We start from the raw sequence: 11,278 nt of genomic DNA on the forward strand, positions 1-11,278 counted from the left end.
AACTTGATGTCGAGAAAATTTTTAGAAATATCCTTGATATAAAACATTTTCCAGTGATGGGTTTGTATTATCAATATGAGTTTGTATTTTATCGATCATCCTTTGAAACACATCGGGATAATATTGAGAAGCATCCAAAAAATCTACATATTCCTGTCTGTGCAGCTGTCTTGCTTTTGAGGAGCGATACTCTTGTCGAAGATTAGCGGTCATACGCTTAGTTTTTCGTATAATTAACACATCATCAATTTGAGTAGAAATTATTGAAACTGGTGTCATATCAAGAAATTCGCAAATCAAAAAATATAAAGAGTTAGGAACGGCAATTTTTAAATCTCTACTTGTGGCTACAGCTTCCTGAAACATAGTTTTATCTAAATTAGTTTTGCACTCTGCACAAACATAGCCAAGATGAGACTCAATCAATTCATGATTTTGAAATTCTGGGTCAAAAGATGACTTTAGATATAACTTTTTGACCAGTATAAAATCCTGATTTTTGCTTCTAATATTTGCTTGACCACCTTGACCAATATTGCCGAGAGAGGATAGGAAACTTAGTCCAGAGAAGGTATTTCTTGGACCCAATTCAAAAGAGTTATCTATTCCTTGTAAACTACGGAAAACCAGCTGGGGTAAAAATTCTTCTAATATAGTATTGTCTAATTTTAACTGTCCCTTCTGTCTATACAAAAAGTTATCTGAACTATCAAAAATTAAGTCAAGTTCAATAAAACGCTTATATCGGTTAGTAGCTGACACTAGCTTTTCTACTGCATCTGCTTGACCAGAATTAATCGATTCTAACTCGATAATCCACTGGCGATATTTTATAATAGCTTCTTCTAAACGTTCCCGATCAGCTTCTGGCAACCGAGGATTGTTAAGACAGGCAGTTAGTTTTGTGTAGTGAGGACGGGAAAATTCGTTCATGTATTTTTGTTGATGTTCAAAGGTCAATATATAATCTCTTATCTAAAATTGGTGTTTTTTGAATATTATTGACTTTGGCAATTGCTGATTCTAAACATAGCTGGTTTTCTGAAGATACAAAAAGCCTACTGCTTTCCAATACCTCGAATGCTACCTCTCTAGAAATTTGTTCTATTACCTCTTGGCTAACTTGATTATTTAGGTTGATAAAATTAATTATATCCTCTATAATAACTTTACCAAATTTATTCTTAAATTTTCTTTTTTGTCTTAATACTTTCTGAAATAGTTTGGCTTTGACCCCTATTTTTTCAATAATATCAGCATTATAAAAAGGTACGCCAAGAACGTTAGATTCTTGTCCTACAATTAAAACAATTCTTGCTTGCTGCTTGCTGACTCTCGCCAGTTCCTTTAAAATGTCACCCATATCTAAACAGTATTGTACTACAGTGTAGAAACGATTACTCCTATTTGCTCTATTAGAGCCAATTTCTGACTTGGCTATCTTGAGTAAATCCCATCCTAAGATTTCAGCAGATTGACGATAATTTTGATGGTAATTAAAAACATTTATATAGGGTGGAGAAGTCACAACAAAATCTATCTGATTATTTTTTAGTGGGAGAGAACGAGCATCAGATAATCCAACCCTGAGCGGCTTTTGAGAGTAAGGTAGCTTAGTAATTATATTGCTAAGATGTAAAAATTTTTTCTGAATAAATTCCTGAGTAATTTTATTGTTACACACATCAAGAAGGATTACCAAAGCATCAAATAAAACCCTTGACCGATCCGGTAGCATATTCCTAGTATTTTGCAATTTATCTACTAAATTTTCTACTTGGTCACTGACTTCAAAAATTCTCAAAGGAAATTCTTGATCGACGATATTTCTCAGGTTTTTAAGAACTTCTTTTTTTTGAGAATCATTGATAAATTCATAGGTACGACTCATGATATAAGCAGCGGGATTAATCTCAAATCCATAAGCTTCTAGGGATAAATAACTTGCCTCTAGTAAGACAGTTCCGCTACCCACAAAAGGATCGAGAATGACCGAATTAGATGGGCAATAGAAACTTAATATAGTCTCTATCAGTTGGGGTGAAAACTGACCTCGCCAAACAAATAAATTGGCTCTAGTTTTCTCAATAATGTCAAGTTTTTCTTGGGGTATAGGTTGATCAAAATCTGGCAACTTTCAATCTCCCTCTATTGCTAAAATCAAAATTCAGGTTCTACTTTATCTAGAGAACAAACACCATAAAATTTCGGGGCTGAACAAGGTTCAGCCCCGAAATATTTTCCTAATTGCGTCCCGGAACTGTATATTTAAAATTCATCGGGCCGGTATAACCAGAAATCTCCGCTAATTTCTCTAATCTTTGGGTTCCCGAATATTCTTGACCCTTAATAATCCAAGTGGGGAAACCTTTAATTCCGGCATCGCGACAAGCTTGGGGATTACCATTAACCCCTTGGGGATCGCATTCGATATAAACCCTTTCTTTTTTGAGGATTTCTCCCGCTTCCTTACCAAATAACTGTTTTTGATCGTAACAGTGGGGACACCAAAAAGCCCCGTATTCTTTCGCACCAATTGCTTTTAAATGTTTAGCTAAGGCGATTTCTGCCTCTCCCGAAACCGTGGTTACTTCCCAACCGTAGGGAGGTGTAGCAGCTGTCATTGGCCGGGTAATTTCTTCTTTTCCTCCTGTCACCGTCGGGGAATTTACTCCCGCATAAACCGCTAAAGTTCCCACCAAAGTAACCATGGCCACCACAACCATCGGCAGTATAATTTGTCCTAAACCTTCCCATTCACGACCGACAATTGTGAGAATTAATAAAGTTAAAGCGAACAAAGCCGAAGTGATGCAGTAGGGACACAATTCCCTTAATTCCGTGGCTAGAATATACATTAAATAACCACTAAATACCGCCATCGCCGTCGCCCCCGCTAACAGCAATAACCAAGTATTATTTTCTAAACTTTTGCGGAGATTTTTCTGAGTTTCCCCATTAATAAATAGAGGAGTGAGGGCAAAAACCGCCATGGCAATATAGGCCAAAAAACCGAACAAACTCAAGGGCAGCCCGAACACCGTAGCGTAGGGACTATTAAGCACACCAGTACAACCAGCCCCATCACTAGCCCCGGCGGTACAGGCTGCAGCCCCTCCCGTCAGTTTGGTAATGGTTAAATAGCCGGTCAGAATCGCCCCCACGATCGAAACGCCCCCAATTAGGGGCCGGGAGTAGCGATGAATCCAAGGTACAGAACGACGACGCATAATATTATTTAGATTAAATTACAGCAGAATTCAGGAGTCAGGAGTCAGGAGTCAGGAGAGAAATCTAAATGTACTTTGTTGAAAGGAAAAATTCCCTAACCATATTGTGTTAATTAGGACGTTTTCAATTCCTAAAAACTTAGGATCGCTATCCCCTGAAACTATCCGCCATTCTAGCAAGGGGTTATGTGGACAGAGGCAAAGAAGGCAGCGAATTATCAATTTTTGCCTTTTGATCGTTGATCTGCCGGGCCGTTTCCACAAATTGCGACACCCGGATCGGATCCACTGGTTCAGTAATTTTGCCATGACGCTTGAGGGAACTAGCCACGATCACCCCATCGGCAGCCGGCAGCAACCGCCCAATATTGTCCAAATCAGCCCCGCTGCCGATAAAAACCGGTGTTCCCTTGGCCGCCGCCACTGCCAGTTCCAAATCCTCAAAACTAGGGGGGCTACCGGTGGACCAACCGGAGAGGATCACCCCGTCTGCTAGTCCCCGTTCGATCGTATCTTGCACCGCCGTAGTCAGATTAGGGGTTCCCAAGGGGCGGGCGTGTTTAACCAAAACATCCGCTAAAATTTTGACCTCAGACCCCAATTCGCGCCGATAACGCAGGAGTTCGTGGGCTTGACCCTCAATAATGCCCTGATCGGTGGCCATAACTCCCGTTAGCACATTAACTCGAATAAATTGGGCATTGACACAGGTAGCGATCGCTAAGGCACTATGGGCATCATTGCGGAGAACATTAAGACCAATCGGTAAGACCACCAGATTTTTAATGCGATCAACAATTAAAGTCATGGCACTAACCACGGCGGGATCCACCTGTTGCTTAGTAAAGGGGGCATCAAAAAAATTCTCGATAATCAAACCATCAACACCACCAGCAGCCAAAGCCGTCGCCTCCTGTTCAGCCCGCTCGATCACCGTCTTGAGACTACCACCCCAACGGGGGGAAGTGGGCAGGGGGGCGAGATGAACTACGCCAATAATCGGGTTTTTTGTCTTGAAAGTTGCAATTAAATTCACAGCGTCTACTACTCTTAGCGTCCCCAACCAGGCGCCGCTCACCCATTTTAACAGGGTGAAGGCCTACCCACGGTTCCACGGGGGGGAAATTATTTTAACTGCTAATGATTTTATCAAGTCCGGAATCCGTTAAAATGTCTTAACATTAGAGAAGTTTAGGATTTGGTTGATACTCGATCGCATGGGCAATAAGCCAACCATCGCCATCTCACACCTAGGCTGTGAGAAAAACCGGATCGACTCCGAGCATATGTTAGGACTGCTGGCCAAGGCCGGCTATCCCGTAGATAATGACGAGGAGTTGGCCGATTACGTTATCGTTAATACCTGTAGTTTCATTCAAGCAGCTAGAGAAGAATCCGTTCGCACCCTCGTGGAACTGGCGGAAGCTAATAAAAAAATTATTATCTCCGGCTGTATGGCCCAACATTTCCAAGATGAACTCCTGACGGAATTGCCGGAAGCCGTGGCCATTGTCGGCACGGGGGATTATCAGAAAATTGTCGAGATTGTCGAACGGGTAGAGACGGGAGAACGAGTCAAAGAAGTCAGCGCCGATCCCACCTTTATCGCCGACGAAAATCTGCCCCGTTATCGCACCACTACCGAAGGAGTCGCCTATCTGCGGGTAGCCGAAGGCTGCGACTATCGCTGTGCTTTCTGTATTATTCCCCACCTGCGCGGTGATCAAAGATCCCGCTCGATCGAGTCGATTGTGGCCGAAGCGCGACAATTAGCCAGCCAAGGAGTCCAAGAATTAATTCTCATTTCGCAAATAACAACCAATTATGGGTTAGACTTATATGGCGAACCCAAATTAGCGGAACTCTTGCGAGCGCTGGGAGAAGTCGATATACCTTGGATTCGCGTTCACTACGCTTATCCGACCGGGTTAACGCCAAAGGTTATCGAGGCGATCCGAGAGACCCCGAATGTTTTACCCTATCTAGACTTGCCGCTACAACATTCCCATCCCGACATCCTGCGGGCGATGAACCGTCCCTGGCAAGGACGAGTCAACGATGGCATTATCGAGCGGATCAAGCAAGCTATCCCGAACGCGGTTTTACGAACGACTTTTATCGTCGGTTTCCCCGGAGAAACCGAGGAACATTTCAGCCATCTGCTGGAATTTGTCAAGCGTCATGAGTTCGATCACGTCGGGGTGTTTACCTTCTCCGCCGAAGAAGGTACCGCCGCTTTTGACCTGCCCAATCCAGTGCCACAGGCAATTATGGACGAACGCCGCGAAAGGTTGATGTTAACTCAGCAACCAATCTCGGAGCGCAAAAATCAAGCTTATATAGGTCACACTGTCGATGTTCTCATCGAACAGGAAAACCCGGAAACAGGAGAATTAATCGGGCGCTCCGCTCGTTTTTCCCCGGAAGTGGATGGCTTGGTTTATGTGACAGGGGAGGCGATTCTAGGTGCGATCGTACAGGTCCGAATCACTGCGGCCGATACCTACGATCTCTACGGCGAAATAGTCTAATTTTTCCATTTTTCTTATTTAATTCCCACAAAACAACCCTTATGACCACTGGTTTCAACAATTTAGGTTTATCCGATAGCCGTCTTCAACACCTAGAAACGCTTGGATTCACCACCCCCACGGAAATTCAAACCAAAGCCATCCCTCTCCTTCTAGAAGGGCATGACATGGTAGGAATGTCACAAACGGGAACCGGCAAAACTGCCGCCTATTCCCTGCCTTTACTGGAACGCATGGACACCAAAAATCCTAACGTTCAAGCTTTAATCCTCACCCCCACCCGGGAATTAGCCCAACAGGTGGCCAGCGCCATCAAAGATTTCTCTGATGACCGTCGTCTCTTTATCCTGACAGTCTGTGGTGGTCAATCCATGGAACGTCAGATCCGCAGTCTGGAAAAAGGTGTCCAGATTGTGGTCGGGACTCCTGGCCGGGTAATTGATCTGCTCGATCGCAAAAAACTCCATCTCGAATCCCTAAACTGGGTAGTCCTCGATGAAGCGGACGAAATGCTCAGTATGGGTTTTATCGATGATGTTAAGAAAATTCTGCAAGCATCCCCCTCCACCCGTCAAACCGCCTGTTTCTCGGCAACTATGCCCCGGGAAATCCGCGATTTAATCGCTAATTTCTTGAAATCTCCCATTTCTGTGACGGTTTCTCAACCCCAGGCCGCTCCTGCTAAAATCGAGCAGAAAATTTATATGATCCCTCGCGGTTGGACGAAATTAAAAGTCCTGCAACCCCTGTTAGAGATCGAACCCCTAGAATCGGCGATTATTTTCGTCCGCACCAAGCAAACCGCGGCCGAATTAACCAGCAAACTGCAAGAAGCGGGGCAAACTGTGGATGAATACCACGGTAACTTAAGCCAAGTGCAACGGGAACGACTGGTGCAACGTTTCCGCGAGGGCAAAATTAAATTAGTGGTAGCTACGGATATTGCAGCCCGCGGTCTAGATGTGGAAAATCTCAGCCACGTTATTAACTATGATCTGCCGGATAATGCCGAAACCTATATTCACCGCATTGGCCGCACCGGCCGCGCTGGTAAAACGGGAACTGCTATATCTTTAGTAGAACCGATCGATCGGCGTTTATTACGTCAGATTGAACAGCGTCTGCGTCAACGTCTGGAATCTAGTCCCATTCCTAGTCGCACCGAAGTAGAAGCAAAACGCCTGGCCAAGCTGCAAAATCAGCTAAAAGAGGCTTTATCGGGGGAACGGATGGCTTCTTTCTTGCCTTTAGTGCGGGATTTAAGTGAAGAATACGATCCCCAAGCGATCGCGGCGGCTGCCCTGCAAATGATCTACGATCAAAATTGTCCCCAGTGGATGAAAACCGATTGGGAAGTTCCCGCACCGACGAGCAGTAAACCGGTGATTAATAAAACTCCCCGCAGTGGTGGTAGTAAGTACCCCTCTAAGTCGAATAACCGTCCTTCCCTGGACAAAAAAATCGTCTTTCAGGAACGTTAATTTTTAGTTCTTGAATAGATAACTTTAAGAGTTGATAGACCGTTTTGGTTCTATCAACTTTTTTTTGTCAGGTAATTTCCCAGTACGTCGTCGAAAGCATTCTACATAATTTTATAGCTAAACTTTCGATAATTGATTCTAATCAAGTATTTGGGCTTTTTTTGACATTTTTACTGATAATTACTATATAATTGCCTTAAATGAATAAATTTGAACATTTAATATGTCGAGTTCGTCAGAACCTTATCGTGGGAGGGTACAAGCTCAAGGAGACGATATCCAGCAAGAGGGTGGATACAGTTGTTCTTGGGCAAGAAAAAATCCTGTTACTGCTAAAGAAGGATTATCATTTCTTGCTAATATTAAAGGGCAATGCAGCGAATGTCAACGAGAGGAACGGAAACAAGCGTTTAGAAAAGCTGAACGCTTTGTTACAAATGCTAGTGAGCAAGGTGGTGTCACTCCAGAGGCACAACCGCACTCATTTCAGGATTCTAAACGTAAAACTAAAAACGCCCGTGTAGATATTGAAATTCGCAGTGGTCTTACCTTTATCCCTTCGCCCCAAACAGAATGACAACGATGCTTAGAAGAGTACAACAATTTTTAGACTCTGGCGATAGTGATAACGCTAGAGAAGAAATTGATAGAGCTTTCGGCAATCTGAGAAGGGTGGATAGTCATGTTAGAGAGTTTGCAGATCTGTTGGCACTGGGATCGATCAAAGCTTCAGAAATCGGCTTAGGGGTATTGGGACGTAAGCTTCTACAGAATGACAGCGAGATTAACAATGAGGTTGTTTGGTTATTTATTGCGTCAATTTTATCTCGCAATAGTATTCCCCCTGATAGTCCATCTAGAATCAGCCTACTTGTTCTTACCGCTTCTGTCAATAGTTGGGAATTACCAATTTTTGCGCTTCTTGCCCCTGCCCTCGACGCTTTTTTTAAAGTTAGTCTTGCGGACGGAACCCCTTTAATTGCCGAACAAACTTTTGATTTTTTGGCCACTTGGGGAAGAATTTATGCGAAAGCACCTCATGTCAAAACGCAGCTTCAAGAACTTCAATCTCTTAGTAATAATCTATTAGAGCAAGTAGATGACTTAGAGTTAAAAGCTGAATGGTCAGAGGGAATTAATATATTTTTTGAAGAAGCCAGGACAACCAAATATTCAGATAGTAATGTTTTTTCTGCTGGTGAAGAATTAATTAAAAAAATTTATAATACTCAAAGTTTACAGCGCAATACAGAAGATAAGAATTTGGCAGAGACAAAAGACAAGTTACTCCGATTAGTCACTTCGTCTCTTGCCACTATTGGAACAGTTCTTGATAGTGATGGAGTCATACTAAATCCGGTTATTAAAAACTGATTATTTATTTCCCCTTTTGTCTCTTGCATGAGTGCCTGTTCTGATATGTAGCGCATACTCAACGGATTTAGTATTAACCCTATATACTTTTGACTTTTTTATACTGTTCCGTCACGGCGGCATTTAATAGATCATCTTTAAAATTTCTGATTAATTCAATTACTAAATTATAAATACTGATGTATTCTTCATAATCGATAGTTAAATACTTGCCATGAGCAATTTTATTTCTTTGGGTGAGAAGTTGTTCATCAATAGCTTTCTGCCGAAGTTGATAATCACTATCATCAATTCCTAGAATAGTACAGATATCAGTGAAAACTTCAAAATTGAGATTAGATTTGGTGTTAATAATATTTTCGTGGGGTATAGAAGCTGTATTTTCTAGGTTATCAAGTAAATTTTTGATCATCTCTTTTTGTAACTTAAATTTATTGGTTTTTATTAACTCATTTATAGATTTTCTAGAACTAAGGGCAACGAAACAGTAATCCAGTTCATGATAATTTAATTTTTTTAAGGAAACAAACTGCAAATAACATTCTGCTGCATATTTAATAAAACCTTCCCAATGGGCATAGAGAGTGGTTATTCCGGCTCTAATTAATACATCTTGCTCAGTTCCTTTTTGTGGAGAAATTTTATTTTTTAAAATACTAAGTTCTTTAATTCGCCATGCCATATCTTCATCTAAGTTTTTCTGGAGAATTTCGATAGTTCTATTATCTTTACTCATTACTTTTTAAAATATTTTTTGCCAAATTCAATCATTTTGAGCATTCTAGTTCTAGCTCTCGATCCCGTACCGATGTTATAAATAAAGTCAGATTCTGACCACATTTCCTGAATTTTTGTTCTTAGCAGTTCAATATCTTGAGTAGAGTAATCATCAATATTTTCTCGTAATCCTGTGGTGATCGCTTCATAAGCAGAATCGAGAAATTTACCCTTAAATCTTGTTCCATCATATTTGGTAAAAGTATCTTCATTCGTCGCTTGATCAAGCAATAAAAACATTTTAGCGAATTTTTCTTGCTCTAACACACGATCAAAAGTGGTGGAATTGCATAATTCTATCAGATAGTCAGTCAAATATTCATTAACCTCTTTTTTGTTCAATGATTTTGGATCAAATGTGGGAGAAGACAGGGCAAAATATTTAAGAATTAGTTCCAAGTCGTAGCGTTCTTGTCTTAATCGCTCGGATAGGGAAATACAATTTTTAAAGTTCTCATTTTCTGCCAAGTCTTCTAACCACTTATATAGGCTTTTATCTAGCATAATCAAAAGACAATTACGCACCTCTTGATAAGATAAAAAAGAGCCACCGGTATTTAAACGATCAAAAACTTCAAACTTAGCATTTTTATCCGATTCTTTTTGGATAATCTGAACCTGTATTTTCGCTCTTTTGAAATCTATTTTTAGAGATGGGGGCAAATTATACTCTCCTTCCTCTGCACCTTCCCACATAACTCCGTTTAAGCTAGGTAATAACTTAGTACCTTGAAGCACCAGTTTTGGTTTTTTCTTAGTTTCATCGTCCTCATCTCTTAAATCGCCAACAAATTCCAAAATTGTTGAAATCCTTTGTAATCCATCCACCAATTCCCAAACACTATCTTCTTCTCTCTGATAGACAAAAATAGAGGGAATAGGAATTCCTAATAGTATCGATTCTATGAATCGGCTTTTTTGGGCTATTGTCCAACGAAAATATCTTTGAAAATCTGGATTAATTGTCATTTCTTTGTTATTATAAAGACTAATAATCTCTCCGATTGACATAGGATAGTTATCGGTACGAAATTCTTTAGTTTTTGCCTTAACTTCTTCTAATAAATTCATCTTATAGCAGTTATCTTAATGGTGAAGTACAAAGTTTTCGTTTTGGGGAGCCGGTCGTCAGGATTCGATACCAAATTAGGTTACACTTCATCTTTAGGAACAAAGCTGTAATTTTTCTATACTCAGTATAATCTCTCTATTCTACTTTTATACCATCAATGATGACTGAATGTGCCAATTCAAAAATGAAACGCGTCAACCTCAAGAGTTGACAGAAAAAGGCTCATCCCCGCAATTGGCACAAACATCAATTTTCAGGTGGCTAATCTGCAAAGACGCGATTTATGTCCCGATATTGCGGTGATGTTAGCTTGGATTGAACAGGCAAAAATCTTAACCAGAGAGTTAAAATAAGCCCTATCTCCGATAATTTTGGCATAAATTAGCCAAAAGTAGTGCCATTCCATCCCCAAAGATCACCTTTCGTCTCGGCAAATTCTAGATAAATGCGATTTTTCGGTATTCCTAAATAAGCCTCAATTTCTTGACAAAAATCACTACTCATGCTTTTAGTTTGAGCGGCGGAAATAGAACCAACACTTTTAATCTCCACATAACACACCGGCTCAAAAGTACCAGCAAAAGTCATTTTTATCCCCGATTCTAAAGCTGTCATCACATAGGATTCGGGTTTTCCCAGATGTTTAGCTAATTTAGCCGAAAGACTCTGCAAAAGTTGATTAACCGTCTCATCATCGAGGGAGGTGACAGAAGTTTGAATTTTAATTAGAGGCATAGAAAAAATCTCAGCAATATTTTTCTATAATATAACAGTTTTGATGGCAATCACAGATATTCTTTGGCTTCAGAAGGC

The 11,278-nt window shown here is 40.9% G+C and carries 11 protein-coding genes; 4 read left to right on the forward strand and 7 right to left on the reverse strand.

Annotated features, from left to right (window positions below; translation table 11 throughout):
• Nucleotides 1-21 precede the first annotated feature (21 nt).
• The 4 genes from VL20_RS21755 to btpA form a co-directional block, all read right to left on the reverse strand.
• The gene (locus VL20_RS21755; RefSeq protein WP_052278542.1) at nucleotides 22-933 is read right to left on the reverse strand and encodes a Bpu10I family restriction endonuclease; all 912 of its coding nucleotides are present in this window, start codon (nucleotides 931-933) and stop codon (nucleotides 22-24) included.
• Nucleotides 934-949: 16 nt separating this feature from the next.
• Nucleotides 950-2,134, reverse strand: a complete 1,185-nt coding sequence (locus tag VL20_RS21760) for a DNA methyltransferase (RefSeq protein ID WP_052277772.1) — start codon at nucleotides 2,132-2,134, stop codon at nucleotides 950-952.
• Between the two features lie 109 nt (nucleotides 2,135-2,243).
• Nucleotides 2,244-3,230 carry a vitamin K epoxide reductase family protein gene (locus VL20_RS21765; RefSeq protein ID WP_052277773.1) on the reverse strand — a complete coding sequence of 329 codons (987 nt, stop codon included), beginning with the start codon at nucleotides 3,228-3,230 and terminating at the stop codon, nucleotides 2,244-2,246.
• 184 nt (nucleotides 3,231-3,414) lie between these two features.
• On the reverse strand, nucleotides 3,415-4,266 hold the full coding sequence (gene btpA, locus VL20_RS21770) for a photosystem I biogenesis protein BtpA (protein ID WP_052277774.1): 852 nt from the start codon (nucleotides 4,264-4,266) through the stop codon (nucleotides 3,415-3,417).
• A gap of 181 nt (nucleotides 4,267-4,447) precedes the next feature.
• Here btpA and rimO point away from each other — a divergent pair, with 181 nt between their 5' ends.
• From rimO to VL20_RS21790, 4 genes are all read left to right on the forward strand, one after another.
• On the forward strand, nucleotides 4,448-5,761 hold the full coding sequence (rimO, locus tag VL20_RS21775) for a 30S ribosomal protein S12 methylthiotransferase RimO (RefSeq protein WP_052277775.1): 1,314 nt from the start codon (nucleotides 4,448-4,450) through the stop codon (nucleotides 5,759-5,761).
• A 41-nt stretch (nucleotides 5,762-5,802) separates the two neighbouring features.
• Nucleotides 5,803-7,242: a DEAD/DEAH box helicase gene (locus VL20_RS21780; protein WP_052277776.1), complete on the forward strand. Its 1,440-nt coding sequence runs from the start codon at nucleotides 5,803-5,805 to the stop codon at nucleotides 7,240-7,242.
• A 223-nt stretch (nucleotides 7,243-7,465) separates the two neighbouring features.
• Nucleotides 7,466-7,819: a hypothetical protein gene (locus VL20_RS21785; RefSeq protein WP_002741232.1), complete on the forward strand. Its 354-nt coding sequence runs from the start codon at nucleotides 7,466-7,468 to the stop codon at nucleotides 7,817-7,819.
• Nucleotides 7,816-8,616 carry a hypothetical protein gene (locus VL20_RS21790; RefSeq protein ID WP_052277777.1) on the forward strand — a complete coding sequence of 267 codons (801 nt, stop codon included), beginning with the start codon at nucleotides 7,816-7,818 and terminating at the stop codon, nucleotides 8,614-8,616. Before VL20_RS21785 ends, VL20_RS21790 begins: the two co-directional genes overlap by 4 nt.
• A 79-nt stretch (nucleotides 8,617-8,695) precedes the next feature.
• Here the strand turns inward: VL20_RS21790 and VL20_RS21795 are convergent, their stop codons facing one another.
• The 3 genes from VL20_RS21795 to VL20_RS21805 all read right to left on the reverse strand — a co-directional run bounded on the left by VL20_RS21795 (nucleotide 8,696) and on the right by VL20_RS21805 (nucleotide 11,200).
• Nucleotides 8,696-9,352, reverse strand: a complete 657-nt coding sequence (locus tag VL20_RS21795; protein ID WP_052277778.1) for an MAE_28990/MAE_18760 family HEPN-like nuclease — start codon at nucleotides 9,350-9,352, stop codon at nucleotides 8,696-8,698.
• Nucleotides 9,352-10,464, reverse strand: coding sequence for a DUF262 domain-containing protein (locus VL20_RS21800; protein WP_052277779.1), 1,113 nt, complete (start codon nucleotides 10,462-10,464; stop codon nucleotides 9,352-9,354). The genes VL20_RS21795 and VL20_RS21800 overlap by 1 nt, the downstream gene beginning before the upstream one ends.
• 382 nt (nucleotides 10,465-10,846) lie before the next feature.
• A complete protein-coding gene (locus VL20_RS21805; RefSeq protein WP_052277780.1) occupies nucleotides 10,847-11,200 on the reverse strand; it encodes a phenylpyruvate tautomerase MIF-related protein in 354 nt (117 codons plus the stop codon).
• Nucleotides 11,201-11,278 lie beyond the last annotated feature (78 nt).

Source organism: Microcystis panniformis FACHB-1757 (assembly GCF_001264245.1).
GTDB lineage: Bacteria > Cyanobacteriota > Cyanobacteriia > Cyanobacteriales > Microcystaceae > Microcystis > Microcystis panniformis.

Coding starts and splice junctions, on each gene's coding strand:
- VL20_RS21755 (WP_052278542.1), bottom strand. CDS start 933: ATGAACGAATTTTCCCGTCCTCACTACACAAAACTAACTGCCTGTCTT.
- VL20_RS21765 (WP_052277773.1), bottom strand. CDS start 3,230: ATGCGTCGTCGTTCTGTACCTTGGATTCATCGCTACTCCCGGCCCCTA.
- rimO (WP_052277775.1), top strand. CDS start 4,448: ATGGGCAATAAGCCAACCATCGCCATCTCACACCTAGGCTGTGAGAAA.
- VL20_RS21780 (WP_052277776.1), top strand. CDS start 5,803: ATGACCACTGGTTTCAACAATTTAGGTTTATCCGATAGCCGTCTTCAA.
- VL20_RS21785 (WP_002741232.1), top strand. CDS start 7,466: ATGTCGAGTTCGTCAGAACCTTATCGTGGGAGGGTACAAGCTCAAGGA.
- VL20_RS21790 (WP_052277777.1), top strand. CDS start 7,816: ATGACAACGATGCTTAGAAGAGTACAACAATTTTTAGACTCTGGCGAT.
- VL20_RS21795 (WP_052277778.1), bottom strand. CDS start 9,352: ATGAGTAAAGATAATAGAACTATCGAAATTCTCCAGAAAAACTTAGAT.
- VL20_RS21800 (WP_052277779.1), bottom strand. CDS start 10,464: ATGAATTTATTAGAAGAAGTTAAGGCAAAAACTAAAGAATTTCGTACC.
- VL20_RS21805 (WP_052277780.1), bottom strand. CDS start 11,200: ATGCCTCTAATTAAAATTCAAACTTCTGTCACCTCCCTCGATGATGAG.